Annotated in this window: 20 protein-coding genes; 12 read left to right on the top strand and 8 right to left on the bottom strand. The window is 73.1% G+C overall.

Annotation, left to right across the window (positions count from 1 at the left end; translation table 11 throughout):
• Positions 1–88: 88 nt before the first annotated feature.
• Positions 89–1,258 carry a helix-turn-helix domain-containing protein gene (locus ACZ7D7_RS03075; protein ID WP_470821871.1) on the bottom strand — a complete coding sequence of 390 codons (1,170 nt, stop codon included), beginning with the start codon at positions 1,256–1,258 and terminating at the stop codon, positions 89–91.
• Positions 1,259–1,354: 96 nt separating this feature from the next.
• Here ACZ7D7_RS03075 and ACZ7D7_RS03070 point away from each other — a divergent pair, with 96 nt between their 5' ends.
• Positions 1,355–3,151 (top strand): cell division protein PerM, encoded by a 1,797-nt coding sequence (locus tag ACZ7D7_RS03070; protein ID WP_470821869.1) that lies wholly within the window; start codon positions 1,355–1,357, stop codon positions 3,149–3,151.
• A gap of 55 nt (positions 3,152–3,206) precedes the next feature.
• Here the strand turns inward: ACZ7D7_RS03070 and ACZ7D7_RS03065 are convergent, their stop codons facing one another.
• Positions 3,207–3,992, bottom strand: a complete 786-nt coding sequence (locus ACZ7D7_RS03065) for a hypothetical protein (RefSeq protein WP_470821868.1) — start codon at positions 3,990–3,992, stop codon at positions 3,207–3,209.
• Between the two features lie 338 nt (positions 3,993–4,330).
• On the opposite strand from ACZ7D7_RS03065, the gene purN reads away from it, so the two are divergent.
• From purN to ACZ7D7_RS03050, 3 genes are all read left to right on the top strand, one after another.
• Positions 4,331–4,960, top strand: coding sequence for a phosphoribosylglycinamide formyltransferase (gene purN / locus ACZ7D7_RS03060; RefSeq protein ID WP_470821866.1), 630 nt, complete (start codon positions 4,331–4,333; stop codon positions 4,958–4,960).
• Complete coding sequence (purH, locus tag ACZ7D7_RS03055; RefSeq protein ID WP_470821865.1) at positions 4,957–6,525, top strand: bifunctional phosphoribosylaminoimidazolecarboxamide formyltransferase/IMP cyclohydrolase; 1,569 nt, start codon at positions 4,957–4,959, stop codon at positions 6,523–6,525. Before purN ends, purH begins: the two co-directional genes overlap by 4 nt.
• 217 nt (positions 6,526–6,742) lie before the next feature.
• Positions 6,743–7,336 carry a peptidase inhibitor family I36 protein gene (locus ACZ7D7_RS03050; protein ID WP_470821864.1) on the top strand — a complete coding sequence of 198 codons (594 nt, stop codon included), beginning with the start codon at positions 6,743–6,745 and terminating at the stop codon, positions 7,334–7,336.
• A 59-nt stretch (positions 7,337–7,395) separates the two neighbouring features.
• Here ACZ7D7_RS03050 and ACZ7D7_RS03045 read toward each other — a convergent pair whose 3' ends face one another.
• The 3 genes from ACZ7D7_RS03045 to ACZ7D7_RS03035 all read right to left on the bottom strand — a co-directional run bounded on the left by ACZ7D7_RS03045 (position 7,396) and on the right by ACZ7D7_RS03035 (position 10,632).
• Complete coding sequence (locus tag ACZ7D7_RS03045; protein ID WP_470821863.1) at positions 7,396–8,283, bottom strand: serine/threonine-protein kinase; 888 nt, start codon at positions 8,281–8,283, stop codon at positions 7,396–7,398.
• Positions 8,280–9,023 (bottom strand): FHA domain-containing protein, encoded by a 744-nt coding sequence (locus tag ACZ7D7_RS03040; RefSeq protein WP_470821861.1) that lies wholly within the window; start codon positions 9,021–9,023, stop codon positions 8,280–8,282. The genes ACZ7D7_RS03045 and ACZ7D7_RS03040 overlap by 4 nt, the downstream gene beginning before the upstream one ends.
• Before the next feature lie 106 nt (positions 9,024–9,129).
• Positions 9,130–10,632 carry a helix-turn-helix domain-containing protein gene (locus ACZ7D7_RS03035; RefSeq protein ID WP_470821860.1) on the bottom strand — a complete coding sequence of 501 codons (1,503 nt, stop codon included), beginning with the start codon at positions 10,630–10,632 and terminating at the stop codon, positions 9,130–9,132.
• 131 nt (positions 10,633–10,763) lie between these two features.
• Here ACZ7D7_RS03035 and ACZ7D7_RS03030 point away from each other — a divergent pair, with 131 nt between their 5' ends.
• Positions 10,764–11,777, top strand: coding sequence for an ArsR family transcriptional regulator (locus tag ACZ7D7_RS03030; RefSeq protein ID WP_470821859.1), 1,014 nt, complete (start codon positions 10,764–10,766; stop codon positions 11,775–11,777).
• 5 nt (positions 11,778–11,782) lie between these two features.
• Here the strand turns inward: ACZ7D7_RS03030 and ACZ7D7_RS03025 are convergent, their stop codons facing one another.
• Positions 11,783–12,148 (bottom strand): ATP-binding protein, encoded by a 366-nt coding sequence (locus tag ACZ7D7_RS03025; protein ID WP_470821857.1) that lies wholly within the window; start codon positions 12,146–12,148, stop codon positions 11,783–11,785.
• A complete protein-coding gene (locus tag ACZ7D7_RS03020) occupies positions 12,145–12,351 on the bottom strand; it encodes a hypothetical protein (RefSeq protein WP_470821855.1) in 207 nt (68 codons plus the stop codon). The genes ACZ7D7_RS03025 and ACZ7D7_RS03020 overlap by 4 nt, the downstream gene beginning before the upstream one ends.
• Before the next feature lie 120 nt (positions 12,352–12,471).
• Here ACZ7D7_RS03020 and ACZ7D7_RS03015 point away from each other — a divergent pair, with 120 nt between their 5' ends.
• From ACZ7D7_RS03015 to ACZ7D7_RS03005, 3 genes are all read left to right on the top strand, one after another.
• Positions 12,472–13,326 carry a helix-turn-helix domain-containing protein gene (locus ACZ7D7_RS03015; RefSeq protein ID WP_470821854.1) on the top strand — a complete coding sequence of 285 codons (855 nt, stop codon included), beginning with the start codon at positions 12,472–12,474 and terminating at the stop codon, positions 13,324–13,326.
• Positions 13,304–13,528 (top strand): DUF397 domain-containing protein, encoded by a 225-nt coding sequence (locus ACZ7D7_RS03010; RefSeq protein WP_470821852.1) that lies wholly within the window; start codon positions 13,304–13,306, stop codon positions 13,526–13,528. Before ACZ7D7_RS03015 ends, ACZ7D7_RS03010 begins: the two co-directional genes overlap by 23 nt.
• A gap of 112 nt (positions 13,529–13,640) precedes the next feature.
• Positions 13,641–14,108, top strand: coding sequence for a hypothetical protein (locus ACZ7D7_RS03005; RefSeq protein ID WP_470821850.1), 468 nt, complete (start codon positions 13,641–13,643; stop codon positions 14,106–14,108).
• A gap of 68 nt (positions 14,109–14,176) precedes the next feature.
• Here ACZ7D7_RS03005 and ACZ7D7_RS03000 read toward each other — a convergent pair whose 3' ends face one another.
• Positions 14,177–14,785, bottom strand: coding sequence for a hypothetical protein (locus ACZ7D7_RS03000; RefSeq protein WP_470821849.1), 609 nt, complete (start codon positions 14,783–14,785; stop codon positions 14,177–14,179).
• A 279-nt stretch (positions 14,786–15,064) separates the two neighbouring features.
• Between ACZ7D7_RS03000 and ACZ7D7_RS02995 the strand changes: the two genes are divergently transcribed.
• From ACZ7D7_RS02995 to ACZ7D7_RS02980, 4 genes are all read left to right on the top strand, one after another.
• Positions 15,065–15,919, top strand: coding sequence for a bifunctional methylenetetrahydrofolate dehydrogenase/methenyltetrahydrofolate cyclohydrolase (locus tag ACZ7D7_RS02995; protein ID WP_470821847.1), 855 nt, complete (start codon positions 15,065–15,067; stop codon positions 15,917–15,919).
• Positions 15,920–16,037: 118 nt separating this feature from the next.
• On the top strand, positions 16,038–16,469 hold the full coding sequence (locus tag ACZ7D7_RS02990; protein ID WP_470821846.1) for a DUF3017 domain-containing protein: 432 nt from the start codon (positions 16,038–16,040) through the stop codon (positions 16,467–16,469).
• 287 nt (positions 16,470–16,756) lie between these two features.
• On the top strand, positions 16,757–17,968 hold the full coding sequence (locus ACZ7D7_RS02985) for a DUF2690 domain-containing protein (protein ID WP_470821845.1): 1,212 nt from the start codon (positions 16,757–16,759) through the stop codon (positions 17,966–17,968).
• Between the two features lie 393 nt (positions 17,969–18,361).
• Positions 18,362–19,351: a malate dehydrogenase gene (locus ACZ7D7_RS02980; RefSeq protein ID WP_470821843.1), complete on the top strand. Its 990-nt coding sequence runs from the start codon at positions 18,362–18,364 to the stop codon at positions 19,349–19,351.
• Positions 19,352–19,384 lie beyond the last annotated feature (33 nt).

Genomic DNA, 19,384 nt, shown 5'->3' with positions numbered 1-19,384 from the left:
GTCGTGTCCGTGGCTTCCGTCGTGTCGGTGACGCCCGTCGTGTCCGTGGCGTCCGTCGTGTGGATGGCGTCCGCCGTGTCCGGGCGGCTCAGCCGGGCAGGGGAGCCAGCCGCTCCGGTCCGCTCGTCAGCTGCGCCCGCAGCTTGCCGCGCAGTTCCCGCTCCGCCTCCGACAGCGGGCCCGGCGCGATCCGCGGCGGGATCCCGCGCACCGTCGAGCCGGGCGGCACCGGCGGCTCGTACCGCGTCGGCGCGGACCTGAGCGTGAGCGCGGTCGTGCCGATCAGGGCGACGGTGAACGCGATGGCGGCCCGCGTCCAGAACTGGGCCCGGCGTTCGCTGGTCCAGCGCACGCGCGGTGGTTTGGCGGCGCGCAGCCGCTCGGCGGAGGCCAGTTCCGCGAGCCGGTGGTGCAGGACGTCCGGGTCCGACAGCTCCGGCAGCCGTGCGGCGACGGTCTCGCGCGCGTGCAGCAGCCGGTTGGCGGCCGCCGGTGTGGTGGCCTCCGTCTCCGCCGCCGTCTCGGGCAGGCCGAGGCCCACCCCGTCGTACAGCAGGAGCGTGCGGCGGTACGGGGGCGGGAGCGTGAGCAGGACGTCCAGGAGGGCGCGGGCCGAGGGGTCGGCGGGCGGCGGCTCGGGGTGCCGGTAGCGGGGGCGGAAGCGGTGCCAGGGGGACAGCGCGTACTCGTACGCCGTCGCGCGCACCCAGCCCGCCGGGTCGCGGTCGCGGGCCACCTCCGGCCAGCGCTCCCAGGCGACCTGGAAGGCCCGCTCGACCGACTCGCGGGCCAGTTCGCGGCGTCCGGTGAGCAGGTAGGCCTGCCGCACGAGGGACGGCGCGCAGAACGCGTAGAGCGCGTCGAAGGCCTGAGCGGGTGTCAGCGGAGGTGCGCCGTCGGCGGCCGCCTCCGGGTGCGCGACGTGGTCCGGGAGGGGCTCGGAGAGCGGTTCGGCCAGGAGCTTCGCCAGGGCCTCCGGCTCGGCGCCGGCCCCGGTGGACGGCGCCTCCTCGGTCGGTACGGCGGTGACGGGCCCGGCGGGCGTCGCCTCCGCCTCGGCGGCCAGGCTGTGCAGCAGCTTCGCGTACGCCTCCCGTTTCCGGCCCCGCGGCGTCGTGCGGCCGGTCTCCCACGCGCGCACCGTCTCGCGGGGGACGCCGAGCCGGGCGGCGAGCTGAGTCCGCGTCAGGGAGGCGGCCTCACGCAGGCGTCGGCGTTCCTTGGGAGGGGGGAGCGGGATGGTGGGGCTCCGCGTCACAGGTCGCCCCTTCGAACGAAAAAGAACATAAACGTATATTGAGCGACACATCCGAGCTTCGCCTGTTACGACGGGAAAGCGCGTGTCGTTGGGAGCATGGCGGGCGTGACCGAGATGACCGCCCGCCGACCGTCGCTGCCGTCCCTGCGCACCCGGCTGCGCGACCGTTCCCCCGGACTCGCCGCGGGCCTGTTCGGCGGCGTGCTCGCCGCGGGCCTGGGGCTCGGCTCGTCCGCCGTGCTCGTGATGGTGCTGTGGATCAGCTCCCCGTACCCCGACAGCGGGCCCGACGGCGCCCTGCACGTCGCCGCCGCGCTGTGGCTGCTGGCGCACGGCGCCGAACTCGTCCGCCTCGACACGCTCTCCGGCACCCCCGCGCCGATGGGCGTCACCCCGCTGCTGCTCCTGGCGCTGCCGGTGTGGCTGGTGCACCGCGCGGCGCGGGACGCCACCGACAGCGGCGACGGCGGCCCCCTGCTGCCCGCCCGCTCGGCCTGGGCCGGTGTCGTGCTCGGCTACCTCGGTGTCGCCGCCGCCACGGCGGTGTACGCGGCCGGGGGCCCGCTGCGGCCGGCGTGGCCCTGGACCTGTGTGTGCCTGCCGCTGCTCGTCGCGGCGTCGGCCGGGGCCGGGGTGTGGACGGCGTACGGCCGGCCCGGCAGGCCGGTGCGACGGGCGCTCGGCGTGCGCGGGCTGCTGCTCGCGTCCGACGGGCGCTTCGGCGTCGCCGCCCGCGCCGCTGCCGCCGGTACGGCGGTCCTGGTCGGCGGCGGGGCACTGCTGCTCGCGGTGTCGCTGGTGTGGCACGGCGGGGCGGCCCGGGTGTCGTTCCTCCAGCTCACGGAGGGGTGGTCGGGGCGGTTCGCGGTCCTGCTGCTGGGGCTCGCGCTGGTACCGAACGCGGCGGTGTGGGCGGCGGCGTACGCACTCGGCCCCGGCTTCCTGCTCGGCACCGGCCACGTCGTGAGCCCGCTCGCCTCGGCCCCGGCGCCCCTGCTGCCGCCGTTCCCGCTCCTGGCCGCCGTGCCGGACGCGGGCCCGGGCACGCCGCTGACCTGGGCGACCTCCGCCGTGCCGGTGCTGGCGGGCGTGACGGTGGGGTGGTTCACGGCGAGGGCGGCGACGGGGGGACGGCCGGGCGACGCCGAGGACGGCCGCACCGGCGCGGACACCGGGACCGGCGTCGGCGCCGGACGCCACGCCGCGCACAGCACGGCGAGCGACGACCCCGGCGACGCCCTCACATCCCGTGGCGCGACCGCCGCCGCTGCCGCCCTGGCCGCCGTGCTGTGCGCGGTCCTGCTCGCCGCGCTCGCCGCACTCGCGGGCGGCGCGCTCGGCGTCGACGCCCTCGCCCGGTTCGGGCCGGTGTGGTGGCAGGCGGGCGGGGCGACGCTGCTGTGGATCACGGCCACCGCCGTGCCGACGGCGGTCGGGGTACGGGCCTGGCGACGCCGGGACCGGTCACCGTCACCCCGAGCCGTACTGCCCCGGCAGGGCACGCACGAGACGGCGGCCGCCGAAACGCCGGCCGGGCGGGAGCGAGGCGGACGACGGCTGTCACCCCGCCGCTGGTTCACGCGCCGCACGAAGCCCGGAGCCGGGGAGCCCGAGCCGCCCTCGGCCGACGTCACCCCGGACGCCCCCTACGACCAGGACGACGCGTACGGACCCCTCGGCACGGACGACGACTTCTTCGAGCCGTACGACTTCCTCCCGGCCGACCCGAGGTCGGAACCGAGGCCGGACCCGAGGCCGGACCCGACGCCCGGCCGGACGCCCGAGCCGATCCCCGGCCCGCAGCCCGCTCTGGCACCCGACCCGCAGCCCGCCTCGGCTCCCGAGCCGCGGCGGGATCCGCGCCGGCAGTCGGACGACGGCGAGGAGTCCTGAACCCCGCCCCCGGCCCCGGCCCCGCCCGTGCCCCCGCCGAACGCGCGCCCGTGCCTCAGTCGCTCGTCCCCAGGAACCCGCGCAGCTCCTCCGGAAGCAGGTCCGTGCAGGCCTCCTTCGCCTGGTTCGTGAGGGCGTCGTTCGTGCACGTGTAGTAGTCGCTGTAGACCATCTGGGCCGTGAACGACGCCGCCACCAGGGCGAGTGCCAGGGACCCCGTGACCAGGCCGCTGATCGCGGCCGTCGTCTGCGGGCGGCCGGACTGCTGCTCCGGCGCCGGGCGGTCCGGGTCCGGCGTGCGCGGCTTGGCGCGCAGGGAGGAGACGCCCCAGTACAGCGCCAGCGCGCCGAGCAGCAGCGCCACGTACGGCCAGCTGAAGAGGGCGAAGAAGAAGGCCCACATGCCGCACAGCAGTGCGTAGCGGGCGCGCCGCTGCACCGGGTCGGTGGGGTCCCAGCGCGGGCCGGCGGCGGGACCGCCGCCCTGGCCGTCCTGGCCGGGCGACGCTCCGGGGCGCTCGCCGAAGCCGCCGCCCGAGCGACCGGGCTGGCGATCGCTCCAGTTCCGGCCCCAGGGGCTGCGGCCGCCGCCGCGGGAGCCGTCGCCCCCCTCGCCGTCGTCCGACGGGCGGCGGGGCTGCCAGGGGCGGTCGGGGGTGCCCTCCGGCGGCGGTGCGAAGGGGTTGTCCTCCTGGGTCCGGCCCCGCTCGTCGCCGTTCTGCCCGCCCGAGGGGGCGTCCGGCGGCGAGGCGGGGCGCTCCCGCAGGAAAACGCCGCTGCGCTCCCCTCCCTGAGCCGACGGCTGGGGGAGCATGAGGAGTCGCGGGCTGCGGTCCGGCATCAAGTGAGCGTCTTCCCCTTGGTGACGTGGTGAACCACGACTGATCGATACGACTGGCGGACGACCGAGCCGGAAGCGGTTCCGCCGGCTCTCCGGGCCGGGGTCGTCACTCCGAGAACGCGTAGCGCTCCGGGCGCGTTCCCGGACCGGCTCCTCCCAGACGCTACCTTCCGGCCATCCCCCCGTCCCGCGGGGGCCGTCCGGTGTGCCGGTATCGTTGCTGACGGTCGGCCGCTTCGTAGGCTTCCCCGTATCCGGGAACCCGAAGCATTCGTATGAATATACAAAGCGCCGTGCGAGCCGACCCGTACGGACGCTCCCCGAGAAAGGGCCCCACCGTGGCCGCCAAGCCCGTGGCCAAGCGCCTCGTCGTGCTGGTCTCCGGATCAGGCTCCAATCTGCAGGCGCTGCTCGACGAGATCGCCGCCGTCGGAGCCGAGGCGTACGGAGCCGAGATCGTCGCCGTCGGAGCCGACCGCACCGGCATCGAGGGGCTCGCCCGCGCCGAGCGCGCCGGGCTGCCGACCTTCGTGTGCCGGGTCAAGGACCACGCGACGCGGGACGAGTGGGACGCGGCGCTCACCGACGCGGTCGCCGCCCACGAGCCGGACCTCGTCGTCTCGGCCGGGTTCATGAAGATCGTGGGGAAGCGGTTCCTCGCGCGCTTCGGCGGGCGGGTCGTCAACACCCACCCCGCCCTGCTGCCCAGTTTTCCGGGAGCCCACGGTGTACGGGACGCGCTCGCGTACGGCGCCAAGGTCACCGGCTGCACCGTCCACTTCGTCGACGACGGCGTCGACACCGGGCCGATCATCGCGCAGGGCGTGGTGGAGGTCCGGGACGAGGACGACGAGAGCGCTCTGCACGAGCGCATCAAGGAAGTCGAGCGAAGGCTGCTCGTCGATGTCGTGGGCCGGCTCGCCCGCCACGGCCATCGCATTGAGGGACGAAAGGTAGTTATCCAGTGACCGCCACCGCCGAGAGCACCCAGCGGCCCATCCGTCGCGCGCTGGTCAGCGTCTACGACAAGACCGGTCTCGAGGACCTCGCGCGCGGGCTCCACGAGGCCGGCGTCGAGCTGGTCTCCACCGGGTCCACCGCCTCCCGCATCGCCGCAGCGGGCGTTCCCGTCACCAAGGTCGAGGAGCTGACCGGCTTCCCCGAGTGCCTGGACGGCCGGGTCAAGACCCTGCACCCGAAGGTGCACGCGGGCATCCTCGCCGACCTGCGCCTCGACAGCCACCGGCAGCAGCTCGACGAGCTGGGCGTGGCGCCGTTCGACCTGGTCGTCGTCAACCTCTACCCGTTCCGCGAGACCGTCGCGTCCGGCGCCTCGCCCGACGAGTGCGTGGAGCAGATCGACATCGGCGGCCCGTCGATGGTGCGCGCCGCGGCCAAGAACCACCCGTCGGTCGCGGTCGTCACCAGCCCGGCCCGCTACGGCGACGTGCTCGGAGCGGTCCGCGCCGGCGGCTTCGACCTGACCACCCGCAAGCGGCTCGCCGCGGAGGCCTTCCAGCACACGGCGGCCTACGACGTGGCCGTGGCGAGCTGGTTCGCCTCGGAGTACGCCCCGGTCGACGAGTCGCGGTTCCCCGACTTCCTCGGCGCCACCTGGGAGCGCGAGCACACCCTGCGCTACGGCGAGAACCCGCACCAGCCGGCGGCGCTGTACGTGTCCGGCACGGGCGGCCTCGCCGAGGCCGATCAGCTGCACGGCAAGGAGATGTCGTACAACAACTACACGGACACGGACGCCGCGCGCCGTGCCGCGTACGACCACGCCGAGCCCTGCGTCGCGATCATCAAGCACGCCAACCCGTGCGGTATCGCGGTCGGTTCGGACGTCGCCGAGGCGCACCGCAAGGCGCACGCGTGCGACCCGCTGTCCGCGTTCGGCGGCGTGATCGCCGTGAACCGGCCGGTGTCGAAGGAGATGGCCGAGCAGGTCGCCGAGATCTTCACCGAGGTCATCGTGGCCCCGGACTACGAGGAGGGCGCGCTGGAGGCCCTCACCAAGAAGAAGAACATCCGCGTGCTGCGCTGCCCGGAGGGCCCGGCCGCGCCGGTCGAGGTCAAGCCGATCGACGGCGGCGCGCTGCTCCAGGTCACCGACCGCCTCCAGGCCGACGGCGACGACCCGGCGAACTGGACGCTCGCGACGGGCGAGGCGCTGTCCGCCGACGAACTGGCCGAGCTGGCCTTCGCCTGGAAGGCCTGCCGGGCCGTCAAGTCCAACGCGATCCTGCTCGCCAAGGACGGCGCCTCGGTCGGCGTCGGCATGGGCCAGGTCAACCGCGTCGACTCCGCGAAACTGGCGGTCGAGCGCGCCGGCGCCGAGCGCGCCCAGGGCTCGTACGCGGCGTCCGACGCGTTCTTCCCGTTCCCCGACGGCCTGGAGATCCTCACGGCGGCCGGCGTCAAGGCCGTGGTCCAGCCGGGCGGTTCGGTCCGCGACGAACTGGTCGTGGAGGCGGCGAAGAAGGCGGGCGTGACGATGTACTTCACGGGGACGCGGCACTTCTTCCACTGATCGTTCCAGGGTGCATGGGGGTCCCCGTCGAGGGGACCCCTTAGCGCATCCCGCTCCTGGCGGTACCTGGATTTCCCTAGGCTCCCCTGTCGCGCAGGGCCTCCTACGGTGGCGAATGCCGCACACCGCAGGCACCGCGCCCGGTGACCACCGGGCCGCGGATTCCGATCAAGTCCGCCGCAAGCGGCGGGCGAGGAAGCAGGGGGAACCAGATTCCATGCGTATGAAGAGCAAGATGTGGCTCATGGCCGCCGCCGGAACCGTGTCCGTCCTGGGCATGACCGGGCAGGCGCTGGCCGCCGCTCCGGCCCAGCAGGGCTTCGCGGCCGAGGCGGCGCGGGCCGGGCTCAGCGGGAGCGAGGCCGCCGCACTTCAGAAGCAGGTCGACGCTCAGCTCACTCGGACGCCCGGCGGGGAGCAGACCGGCGTCAACGAGATCTCCTGGCGGGACGGGCAGACCGTCATGACGCTTCCGCTGCCCGGCGAGAAGCAGGCCCGTGCCGTGGACGAGCCCGTCGGCACCCTCGGAACCGCGAACTGCAGCAAGTACTACACATGCCTGTACGAGCACTCCAACTTCGACGGGCGCCGCCTGTCGTGGAAGGACTGCGCCTTCCACCACCTTTCGGACTACGGGTTCAGCGACAAGACGTCGTCGTACCACAACAACCAGTCCAGCGGCACCAAGACGCACGTCTACAACTGGACGTCGGACGGGTGGACGCTTCTGTGGACGTCGACGGCGCCGTCCTGGAGTTCCTACGTGGGCAGCACCAAGAACGACAAGGCGGACGGCATCACGGTGTGCTGATCGCCTCCGTGGTCCGGTGACCGCGGTGGCCGGGCGCACGCGAGCCCGGCCACCGCGTTTCACGTCGGGGCCGGTTGCCCCGCCGAACGGCCCAGCAGCGCCGACGCGTCCGCGGGACGGTCGGTCCCGGAGCGGGCCAGGCACGCCCGGACGATCTCGCGCCACGCGGCGGGCAGTCGCCGGGACAGCCGCAGTGTGTCGGCACCCAGCGCGTAGCGCGCCACCGCGTCGCGACGGCACTGCGGAGTGCCACCAGGGAACGGAAACGCGCCGGTCAGAAACATGTGCGCGAGCACGCCGAAGGCCCAGACATCGGTGGACGGGCGGATGCGGACGCCCCGTTCGTCGCTCTCGGGCCACAGCATTTCCGGAGGCGTGTAGTCCGGGGTGGCGAACAACGGGGCGTAGGCGTGGCAGCCCTCCAGTGCGGCCACCGTGCCGAAGTCGGCCAGCCGTACCGAACCGTCCGGCATCAGCAGCACGTTGGCCGGCTTCAGATCGCCGTGCACCCAGCCCGCCCGGTGCAGGTGCGCCAGCCCTTCGCAGATCTGCGCGAGTACCGTGCCGGGCGCCGGGACGGGGTGCGGCACGGCGTCCAGGGATCTCTCGGCCTGTTCCAGGACGAGGACGGTGGCGCCGTCGAGTTCCGGGTGGTGCGGGTTGTCGACGGTGAGGGCCTCGTACATGCGGATCAGTCGGGGCGAGTGAACCCGGCACAGGAACTCCGCCTCCCGCTCTGCCAGTTCGCGCAGAACACGCGGTCGGCGCGCGCCCGTGGGAAGGATCTTCAGGGCTGCCCGGCGCGGGACTTCCGGCAGAGCCTCGCCGACGAGCCGCCCCGCGTACACGGTGGCGAAGGCGCCCGAGGCGAGGGGCTCGACCACCTGCCAGCGCCCGATCCGGTAGCCCGATGGGACGGCGACCGCGGGCTGCCGGCCGTCGTTCACACCCGCGCCCCACCCATGGGCGCCGTCAGCACGACGAGGTCGTCCTCGCGGACCAGGTCGAAGCGCAGCGCCAGCGACACGAGGGACTCCTTCTTGCCGTTGAGGCGCCGGCCCGGCTGCCCCGTGTCGGGGCTCGGCCGCAGCCGCACCTTGAGCGCGAGGTAGTCGATGTTCCAGTAGACCGTGGACCGGCTGACCGTCGGCCACACCGGGGCCAGCCGCTCCACGAGTTGGTCGACCGTCGGCAGCGGCGCGTGCGGTTCACCGCGCAGACGGGGTTCGCACAGGGCGGCCAGCACCGCGAAGTACCGCCGGGTGCGGTCGAGCGTGAACGCCGGGGACGTGGCGGTGCCGGACAGCCCGTGCCGGGTCACGCTGCGGAACGTGTGCCGCGGGGCCCAGACGTCGAAGGTCAGCAGGTCGCCCGCGGCGGGCAGGACGACCCGCGCGAACTCGAACGGCACCGGTGCGTCCATCCGGCCGGGCGCGACCTTGATGTGCTCGCCCGCGCCCTCCGGGTTCTCGACGACATAGGTCTGGTCCTCGCTGTGGTTGTTCAGCAGCCAGAAGTTCTGGTGCGCGGTGATCTCCCCGGCGACACGCGGTACACCGTCGTGCGCGATCGTGAGGCCGCCGTCGGCCCTCTCGCCCCTGCCGAACACGAGTTGCTCGCCCGTGGCGAGTCTGATCTGGTCGGCCGGCCGCGCGCAGGCGGGCGGCACGACGATGACGCTGTGCATGGATTCGTTCCCCCTGTCGGATCCATTACGGTCACTCGATCCGACTTTAGGAACGCCCTTCGAGGGCGGCCATGCGCACGGTGCGCAAGTACGGGCGGGCGACTGTTCACGGTGCGCAGTCCGCGATGCGGAACGCGAGGACCAGATCGTGCGTGCCGGGGCCCGGGGCCAGGAGGCCGCGGTTCAGGAGCTGTTCGGCGGCGCACAGGTGCGCGCGGACGGTGGCGCGGCTGATGCCGAGTACGCGGGCCGCCTGCTGCGCGTCGGTGCCGGCGTCGATCCAGGCGCGCAGGGTGGGGTGAACGGTGCGGGCAGGACCGGTCCACAGCGGCTGGAGGAAGGCGCGGGCCCAGGCGACGGCCGCTTCGGTGGACAGCAGGTCCTCCGTCGACGGCGCGTCCGGGGCGGGTTCGCCAGGCGGCGGCAGGGCCGTGATCGCCAGGGCCAGGGCGAGTTCGGCGCGGCTGCGGGGATCGCGCAGGTCGAGACCGAGGGCGCCCTGGACACGTTCTAGGTGGGCGGTGACGGTGTTGCGGCTGACGCCGAGCAGCCGCGCCACACCGGAGCGCGGGAAGTTCAGGGCGAGGCCGGCGATGTCGACCGTGAGGCGGGGCGCCTGCCCGAGCGGTGCCAGGAACGCCCTGGCCCAGGCCAGCGCGGGTTGGCGGGGGAGCAGTCCCGCCAGCGGCGGCCGACCGTGGTGGTCGGCGACCCGTTCGGGCGCGTGGCGGGCGACGGCCAGGGCGTGGCGGGCCTGGTCGTAGGCCCGCGCGGTGTCCGGCAGGGGTGCGGGGGCGCTGATTCCCAGCGCGTAGTGCGGGTTGTCGCGAACCAACTCCCGCAAGAGCGCGGGTGTGTCGCCGTCGGTGCCGGGCTCGTCGTGGTCCGCGGGCAGGAGGCAGATGAGGTGGTCGTCGTAGACGGGGCAGCGCACCAGCAGGCCGCGCCTCCGACGGTCCGGTTCGTCGTGGTGGGCGTCGACGAGCCTGTCGCGGTGCGAGGGCGGGCAGCGCAGCAGGTGGACCCGCAGCCGGTCGGCGTCGAGCAGGGCCGGGACGGCGCCGGTCGTCATACGACGGGCCAGCGTGACGTCCCCGGCCATCAGGGCCATGAAGACCGCCAGGCGCAGTCGTGCCGCCGCCTGCCGGTGGCGGACCGCCAAGTCGTCGGCCCGCCGGGCCCGCAGCGACACCTCCACCAGGGTGCCGACGTGGGACGCCAGCGTCATCGACATCGGCGTGAGCGGCGCGGGACCGGCCACCACCAGCACGGGACGCGGCATGTGCCGTCCCAGCGCCTCGCACCGCACGTGGACCGTGCCCACCTGCGACGCCGCGGCGGCCAGGTGCCCGTCGGACAGCCGCGCCAGCAGCGGCCGGACCTCGGCGAGGACGTCCGGCGCAAGCCCGGCAGTGGACGCCTCCAGGGTGCCCGAGCGGTCGACCAGCGCCACCGAAGCACCGATCTGCCACCCCAGCCAGTCGATCAGCGCCCGCACTTCACCGTCGGTCTGCCGACCACCGCGCGGCCTCAGCGCGCGCAACAACTCGTCGACTTCCGCCGGTGTCGGCACGGCGTCCTCCGTCAGTTCCTCGTCAGCCTTCAGCAAGCCTGGACGGGCCCATTGAGCGCTCGTACAGCTCCTGTTGATGCGTGCCTTCTACGTTCGCCTGAGCCGGCCGTGCCTGACCAGCATGTTGCGCCGGGGAGCAAAAGCTCGGTTCAGAGGGGAAGAACGAGATGCTCCGCATTCACTTCAGCGACGCCGACCTGGGCAGGACCAAAGTCGCCACCGCGCCCGACCCGCTCTCGGAAGTCGCTGCCAGCCTGCACCGATTACAGTCCCGGCGGGGGCGGTGGGCCTACGCCGGGTGGTATCGCGAGGCACGGCAGCGGATCAGGGAGCAGGGGCTGGAGCGCCTCGTCCGCCGTGTGCTCCTGCCGCTGTACCCGCGGGCCGCGTACTTCCCGGACTTCCTGACGCCCGCCCAGGGAGTGGGCGACTGGGACACGGGCGCCGAGGCGCTGCTGGCCACCCCGGCGCCGCGCGTCCGGGAGGAGGTCGTCCTCCTCGACCGGACCGTCGGCGCACCTCCGTGGGCCGCGCAGTTGGCGGGGCTGAAGGAGCGCAGGGAGTTCGTGGGGATGCTGCGCACGTACTACGAGGCCGTCGTCGTCCCGTACGAGGAGCAGGTGCGGGCCCGCATCGAGGGCGAGCGGGCCGCGCGCTGCCGTGGGCTGCTCGACGGGGGAGTCGAGGGCATGCTCGCGGGCCTCGGGCCGATGATGCGCTGGCGTCCCCCGGTCCTGGAGGTCTCCTATCCCCGGCAGGCGGCGGACCGGGACCTGCACCTCAACGGCCGTGGGATCACGCTCGTCCCGTCCTACTTCAACTGGGGCGAGCCCGTCGCCTTCGCGGACCCCGAACTGCCGCCCGTGCTCTGGTACTCGCTGCTCCACGAACCCGCCGCGCCGGACGGTCCCGGTGATGCCGACGGCCCGGCACGGTCCTTGTCGAACCTCCTCGGGCGCGCCCGCGCCATCGCCCTGCACGCCGCGTCCACCGGCGCCACGACCGGCGAGATCGCCCGCGCCGCCGGCGTCTCGGCGTCCGCCGCGAGCCGCCACGCCACCGCCCTGCGCGACGCGGGCCTCCTCGCCACCGTCCGGCACGGGCCGTCCGTACTGCACACCCTCACCCCGACGGGTGCGGCGGTGCTCCGGGCCGCCACCTCGGCGCCGGACGCGCGCTGAACAGGTCACACCTCGCACCAGACCGTCTTGCCGTCCCGCGTCAGCCACACGCCCCAGCGCCGCGCCACCGCGTCGAGGAGCAGCAGACCCCGGCCGTGCTCGTCGTCGTCACCGGGGTGACGTGCGACGAGCCAGGCGTGCGGGTCGGGGTCGGTGACCTCCACCCGGACGCCGTCGTCCCGGCCGGGGGCCAGACGGACCGTCACCGGCGTGCCCTCCCCGACGTGGGCGATCACGTTGGCCAGCAATTCGCTGACGCACAGCTGCACTTCGGGACACGGCGTGCCCAGGCGCTCGCGGACCGCGCGACGTACGTCGGGTACGGCCTTGGGGAGCGCGAGCAGTTCGAGGGTGAGGAGGGGCTCGGTCACTGGTCCGCCGCCTTGCGGAGAGCGGCGGTCAGGGCGCGGGCGGTCGCCGTGTTGCAGTTGCCGAGCGACACCAGGGGCGCGGTGGCGTAGGAGGAGGCGAAGGTCGGCAGGTCGGTGCCGAGGGAGGGGAGCGTGATGCCGTTCGCCGCCAGGGCGGTGCGGAGTTCTTCGACGCAGGCGTCGGTGTCGTCGTGGGGGTGCATGAGGGCGCGTCTCCGTCGTGTGCGTTCCGTGATGAAGTGCTCACAGCGTGACGTCGGGACGCGTACCGTGGAAGGTGTTCGTGGTGCGCACGGGCAAGTAGGAAACGGCGGTGGTGAGTTGTGCCCGCGAAGAAGGATCCGGACGCGTCGGTGAGCGTTCCTTGTTTCTACGGGGCGGAGTTGCGCTACCGGAGGGAGCAGGCGGGGCTGACGCTGGAGCAGTTGGTGGAGGGGAGTTTCCGGGGCGTCTCGTTCCTGAGCCAGATCGAGCGCGGCGAGCGGGGGATGCCGATCGACTTCGCCAAGCATGTGGACGTGCGGCTGGGGACGGACGGGTTCTTCGAGCGGCGGTGTGAAGACGCGGCGCGGGCGCGGCGGTCGGGGCACGCGTGGTACTCGGCCGACGTACCGGATTTGGAGAAGCAGGCGCTGACGCTTGAGGAGTGGTCGCCCGCTGCCGTCCCGGGGCTGTTGCAGACAGAGGCGTACTTTCGAGGGCAGGTCCGGTACCAGGACCCGGAGGTGCCTCTGGAAGCGGTTGAGGAACGCCTGCGTGCTCGCTTGGCGCGCGCGGAGCTGTGGAACCGCCAGGACCGGCCCACCTATTGGGCCATTCTGAGCGAGTCGACCATCCGGAGGACGCCGCTTCCTCCGGCCGTGATGGCCGAGCAGGTGGAGCACATCCTCAACGTGATCCGGTCCACGGGGAGTGTTCTGCAGATCGTTCCGGAAACCACCCCGTGGCACCCGCTCACGTACGGCTTCGCCAAGATCATGACCTTCGCCGACGCCCCGCCGCTGGTGTACGTCGAGGGCGACATGACCGGCCAGATCATCGATTTCCCGGCCCAAGTGAAGGAGTACCGTCGTAGATACGATTGGGTCCGGGCCGTCGCTCTGTCACCCGAGGCGTCCCTGACCTTGATGGACGACGCAGCGAGGACCTACAGACATGAAGCGAAGCAAGGGAATTGATCTGAGCTCCGTGGCGTGGCGCAGGAGCAGCTACAGCAACGGCAACGGGGGCGACTGCGTAGAAGTCGGCGACAACCTCCCCGGCGTCATATCCGTCCGCGACTCCAAGCGCCCCGAGGGTCCCGCCCTCGTGTTCCCGGCCGGGGCCTGGGCCCGGTTCGTCACGTCGCTTCCGTTCGGAGCATCCGGTTCCTCCTCGTAGACCTGGGCTTTTGCGGCTGAGGTCAACACCGTGGCCGGTCCCGGCCCGGCCGCGGGATGCTCAGGTCGCCCGGTGACTACGGGAGTTCCCGGGTGAATCGGAGGGGAATCACATGCGCGTTTCACGGACGGCCGCAGGACTGACCGCCCTCGTCACCGCCGCCCTCGGGCTGAGCCTGGCGGGCGCCGGGTCCGCCTCGGCCGTCGAGGCCGGCAGCTGGCGTGCCTACGGCAACACGAACCCGATCACCTCCAGCTCCGCGACGTGGCGTTGCGCGAGCACCAAGGCGCTCGCCACCAACGTGGGCGCGCAGGTCTGCGCGATCAGGTCGGCGAGCGGGGCCTCCGTCCAGGCGGCGGTGATCGTCCGGAACAACCGCTCCACTCTCTACTCCGTCCAGGCGGCGATGGACCTCTACAACGCGTCCGGCACCAAGCTCGGCGACTGGGTGTGCTCGTCGTCGGGCGTCGGGGCCAACTCGTGGTCGGTGTGCTTCGGACGGACCCTGTCCCACAGCGGGTCGGTGGACTCGGTCGGGGCCGCCAACGGCGTGAACCTCGGTATCTCGCCGCGGGTGTGAAACACCAGGGCCGTGTCCCCCCGAGTGGGTGGGACACGGCCCGTGGTCGTGAGGTGTGCCGTCGTGGGTCAGTAGCGGGGGCGGCTGAACCAGGCGGACGCGGCGCTGTTCACCATCGAGGCCAGGATGATGCCGGCCATGGCGAGGGAGATCAGACCGCCGAAGGTGGCGGAGCCGTTCGCGCCGTTCACGATGTTGAGGATGCCGCCGAGGATCATCAGCGACGCGTACACGATCGTCGTGACGCGGATGCCGCTGCCGCCGTTCTTGAGCTTCACGCCCAGGAAGAGGGACAGGGCGCCGAACGCCAGCATCAGCACGGCGACCAGGAAGCCGACACCGGCCAGCCCGTCGGTGGCGTCACCGGCCCCGACGCCGTTCGAGACGTCCTGCGCGGCGCCGACCGCGACACCGATGATCAGGCCGAAGAGGATCTGAAGGCCGGACAGGATGAACAGCAGGACGCGGGCCGTCTTCATCAGGCCCGGCATCTCCATCGGCATCATGGCCCCGCCGGGGTAACCGGGGTACGCAGGCTGGCCCTGGGGGTAGCCGTAACCGGGCGGCTGCTGCGGAGCGCCCTGCGGGTATCCGTAGCCGGGCTGACCCTGAGGCGGGTAGCCGGGCTGGCCCTGGGGAGGCGGGCCGTAAGGGTTGTTCGGGTCGCCGAAACTCATGGCGGTCTTTCCTCCGTTGGTCCGAGTGCGGGGACGCGCGGCACGGTTCGGAGGAAGGTGTTCGTTTTGCGGATCGTCCCCCCCGGTACTGCCCGCGGCACTGCCCTCACATCGTTCTTCAGTCCGCTCTTCCTTGTCCAGCCTTGTCCAGTCGCATTCACCATGTGTTGTGCAAGTGCAACATCGCTGATCATGAGCGGACACGGGCGGAGGGACCCCGCGGCGTCCGCTTTGTGGGCGGATTGGAACCAGGGGGCGGTCATCCGCGAGGATGGGGCCATGACCGCCCAGATTCTCGATGGCAAGGCCACCGCAGCCGCGATCAAGTCCGATCTGACCGCCCGCGTGGCGGCGCTGAAGGAGAAGGGCGTCACGCCCGGCCTCGGCACGATCCTGGTCGGCGACGACCCCGGCAGCCAGAAGTACGTCGCCGGAAAGCACCGCGACTGCGCCCAGGTCGGCATCGCGTCCATCCAGCGCGAGCTGCCCGCCACCGCCACGCAGGAGGAGATCGAGGCGGTCGTCCGCGAGCTGAACGAGGACCCGGCCTGCACCGGTTACATCGTCCAGCTGCCGCTGCCCAAGGGCATCGACGAGAACCGCATCCTCGAACTGATGGACCCGGACAAGGACGCCGACGGCCTGCACCCGATGAACCTGGGCCGCCTGGTCCTCAACGAGCCGGCCCCGCTGCCCTGCACCCCGAACGGCGTCCTCACCCTGCTGCGCGCCCACGGCGTCGAGATCAAGGGCGCCGAGGTCGTGGTCGTCGGCCGCGGCGTCACCATCGGCCGGCCGATGCCGCTGCTGCTGACCCGGCGCAGCGAGAACGCCACCGTGACCCAGTGCCACACCGGCACCCGCGACCTGGCGGCGCACCTGCGGCGCGCGGACATCGTCGTCGCCGCCGCCGGATCCGCCCACCTGATCCGGCCCGAGGACGTGAAGCCGGGCGCGGCCGTCCTCGACGTCGGCGTCTCCCGCAACGCCGAGGGCAAGATCGTGGGCGACGTCCACCCGGGCGTCGCCGAGGTGGCCGGCTGGATCTCCCCGAACCCCGGCGGCGTGGGCCCGATGACGCGGGCGCAGCTGCTGGTCAACGTGGTCGAGGCGGCGGAGCGCAGTGTCGGCTGAGCGCGGCACCGGGAGCACCGACCACGCCGGAAAGCCCGACGGTGCCGAGGCGGAAGGCGTCGGGGCAGAAGGTGTCGGGGCAGACGGTGCCGCGACGGCCGGTGTCGAGGAAGGCACCGTGCCGGACGCCGTCAGCGCGCCCGACGCCCAGGGCCGGCCCCGGCGCACCACCCGGCGCTTCCCGCTGTTCACCAAGGACACCGCGCGCCCCGAGGGCGGTGGCCGCGCGGCGCCCGGCGACGCCCCGGCCCCGGCCCGGCAGTGGCCGATCCTCGCGGTGCTGACCCTCGTGGGCATCGGCCTGCTGCTGACCGCCCTCGACGTCTTCCGCTACGGCACGCTCCTGATCGGCGCCGCGCTGCTGACCGGCGCCGTCCTGCGCTGGCTGCTGCCCGGCGTCGGCATGCTCGCCGTGCGGTCCCGCTTCACGGACATCGCCACGTACGGCGTGCTCGGCCTGGTGATCGTGCTGCTGGCGATGATGGCCCAGCCCGACCCCTGGCTGGAGATCCCGTTCCTGAAGGACACCCTGCACTTCACGGTCAGCTGACGCCGGTCGGCCGACGCGGTCCGGGGTCCTCGCGCTCAACGGCGGCCCGTCCTCTCCCCCGAGTAAGGGCGGGCCGCCGTCGCGCTCCACACTCGTGCACCGGGAAGTGCCTGTTCAACGCCTGTCTGCGCGCTGTGGCACGGAGGTGACCGTTCCGCTACGTCCCGCACACGCCCGTTTCCCGGGGTCACGGGTGGTGCGCCCCCGCCCCCGGAACTGAGATCCTGACCGGGGAACGACCAGCACGACCGGGGGGAAGAGGGGGAGCAATGCCTCGTTGGAAGGCCTTGCCTGAGGAACTCGATCCACAGATCAGGGAGTTCACGAGCCAGCTGCGGCGGCTCGTGGACCGCAGCGAGCTGAGCATCGCGTCGGTCGCCGACCAGACGGGCTACAGCAAGACGTCCTGGGAGCGTTACCTGAACGGCCGGCTGCTGGCGCCCAAGGGCGCCGTCGTGGCACTGGCCGAGGTCACCGGCACCCATCCCATTCACCTGACCACGATGTGGGAGCTCGCCGAACGCGCCTGGAGCCGGTCGGAGATGCGCCACGACATGACCATGGAGGCCATCCGGATCTCGCAGGCGCGGGCCGCGCTCGGCGAGTTCGGCGGGCCTCCCGTGGGCGGCGGGACCGGGTCCGCGTCCGGGGCGGCGTCCGCGTCGGGCTCCGGGTCCGGGAGCGGCAGGTCGGCCCGCAAGAACGGCGGGGCTTCGGCCGCGTCGGCCGGGGTGGCTCCGACCGTGCCGCCGCAGCCGACGGCCGCCGACAGCCGCGACGCGCGGGGCGACGTCGCCGACGCCCGCCCCACCAACTCCTGGGGTGTCTCCGACGGATACCGGCCCCCGTCCGGCCGCCGCGCCCCGGGTGGCGTGCCCGTCGGCGCGCCCGGTGCGGCACCCGGGGGCAGGCCCCTGCCGGGCGGGCCCGCCACGACCCCGGTGACGGCGGGACCGTACGGCGCACCGCCGCGTGGGCCCCGGCCGGGCCCTGACCGTTCCGCCGGCGGCGGCAAGCGGCGGCTGACGACGCTGCTCGCGGGCGCCGTCGGCGTCCTCGTCGTGATCGCCGGGGCGTTCTTCTTCCTCGGCGGCGGCGACAAGGGGAACGAGGGCGCCGACCCGGCCCCGTCGCCCTCCGCGACCAAGGCCGAGCTGCCGCCCGGCGTGAAGTGCAGCGGCGCCGAGTGCACCGGCAAGGACGCGGAGAACATGGGGTGCAGCGGCGAGTTCGTGACCACCGCCCAGTCCGCGACCGTCGGCACGACCGTCGTCGAGGTCCGCTACAGCAAGACCTGCGACGCCGCGTGGGGCCGCATCACGCAGGCCGCCCAGGGCGACGAGGTCAGCGTGACGGCGGGCAAGGCGGAGGAGTCGGACAGCATCACGCAGGCCGGCGACGCCAGCGCGTACACCCCGATGGTCGCCGTACGGGATGCGTCCCAGGCCAAGGCCTGCGTGACCCTGGCGGCGACGGGCGAGAAGGCCTGCACCCGGTAGGCGCGCAAAGAATTCCCGTTCGGCAGGAATGGTCGTGCCGATCCCGGGCACGCGAACCGTACCCCCCACGGGAGTCCGGCACGATCGGTTCCCCCCTCTGGCGGCCGCCCCTGTCCCCCTCTCCCGGACGGGCGGCCGCCGCTTGACGTCGGGGCGCGTACCGGCCCGGTGACTCTGTGGGACGGGCCACACCGACCCGGCCGTGCGTCGTGGCGGATGCGCGATAGCCTGACCGCTGGATCTCTCTTGACGCCAAGAGATCGATCATTCGTACCGGTGATCGATCATCGCGGCCGAGGGCGCCGACCCCCGCGAACCGGGCGGCCGGCGGCGGGGATCCCGCAAACCCCGGGGCAGGGACGCCCCACCGCCAGCTGTCATACGGAGAACGCCATGACCCGCACTCCCGTGAACGTCACCGTCACCGGCGCGGCCGGCCAGATCGGTTACGCCCTGCTCTTCCGCATCGCCTCCGGCCAGCTGCTCGGCGCGGACGTGCCGGTCAAGCTGCGGCTCCTTGAGATCACCCCCGCGCTCAAGGCCGCCGAGGGCACCGCCATGGAGCTCGACGACTGCGCGTTCCCGCTGCTCCAGGGCATCGACATCACCGACGACCCGAACGTCGCGTTCGACGGTGCCAACGTCGCCCTCCTCGTCGGCGCCCGCCCCCGCACCAAGGGCATGGAGCGCGGTGACCTCCTGGAGGCCAACGGCGGCATCTTCAAGCCGCAGGGCAAGGCCATCAACGACCACGCCGCGGACGACGTCAAGGTCCTGGTCGTCGGCAACCCGGCGAACACCAATGCCCTGATCGCCCAGGCCGCCGCCCCCGACGTACCGGCCGAGCGGTTCACCGCGATGACCCGCCTCGACCACAACCGCGCGCTGACCCAGCTCGCGAAGAAGACCGGCTCGACCGTCGCCGACATCAAGCGGCTCACCATCTGGGGCAACCACTCCGCCACCCAGTACCCGGACATCTTCCACGCCACGGTCGCCGGCAAGAACGCCGCCGAGGTCGTCAACGACGAGAAGTGGCTGGCCGAGGACTTCATCCCGACCGTCGCCAAGCGCGGCGCCGCCATCATCGAGGCCCGCGGCGCCTCGTCGGCCGCCTCCGCCGCCAACGCCGCCATCGACCACGTCCACTCCTGGGTCAACGGCACCCCGGAGGGCGACTGGGTCTCCATGGGCATCCCGTCCGACGGCTCCTACGGCGTCCCGGAGGGCCTGATCTCGTCCTTCCCGGTCACCTGCAAGGACGGCACGTACGAGATCGTCCAGGGCCTGGAGATCAACGAGTTCTCCCGCGCCCGCATCGACGCCTCCGTCCAGGAGCTCGCCGAGGAGCGCGAGGCGGTCCGCGGTCTCGGCCTGATCTGAGCCGGCCGACACGCCGAGCGACGGGCCGACCGC

This window comes from Streptomyces sp. NPDC037054 (assembly GCF_055606745.1).
This window is presented reverse-complemented; position numbering and strand designations above follow the sequence as displayed.

Coding starts and splice junctions, on each gene's coding strand:
- ACZ7D7_RS03000 (WP_470821849.1), bottom strand. CDS start 14,785: ATGAGTTTCGGCGACCCGAACAACCCTTACGGCCCGCCTCCCCAGGGC.
- ACZ7D7_RS03065 (WP_470821868.1), bottom strand. CDS start 3,992: ATGCCGGACCGCAGCCCGCGACTCCTCATGCTCCCCCAGCCGTCGGCT.
- ACZ7D7_RS03050 (WP_470821864.1), top strand. CDS start 6,743: ATGCGTATGAAGAGCAAGATGTGGCTCATGGCCGCCGCCGGAACCGTG.
- ACZ7D7_RS03040 (WP_470821861.1), bottom strand. CDS start 9,023: ATGCACAGCGTCATCGTCGTGCCGCCCGCCTGCGCGCGGCCGGCCGAC.
- ACZ7D7_RS02980 (WP_470821843.1), top strand. CDS start 18,362: ATGACCCGCACTCCCGTGAACGTCACCGTCACCGGCGCGGCCGGCCAG.
- ACZ7D7_RS03020 (WP_470821855.1), bottom strand. CDS start 12,351: ATGCACCCCCACGACGACACCGACGCCTGCGTCGAAGAACTCCGCACC.
- ACZ7D7_RS03070 (WP_470821869.1), top strand. CDS start 1,355: ATGGCGGGCGTGACCGAGATGACCGCCCGCCGACCGTCGCTGCCGTCC.
- ACZ7D7_RS03030 (WP_470821859.1), top strand. CDS start 10,764: ATGCTCCGCATTCACTTCAGCGACGCCGACCTGGGCAGGACCAAAGTC.
- ACZ7D7_RS02995 (WP_470821847.1), top strand. CDS start 15,065: ATGACCGCCCAGATTCTCGATGGCAAGGCCACCGCAGCCGCGATCAAG.
- ACZ7D7_RS03005 (WP_470821850.1), top strand. CDS start 13,641: ATGCGCGTTTCACGGACGGCCGCAGGACTGACCGCCCTCGTCACCGCC.
- ACZ7D7_RS03010 (WP_470821852.1), top strand. CDS start 13,304: ATGAAGCGAAGCAAGGGAATTGATCTGAGCTCCGTGGCGTGGCGCAGG.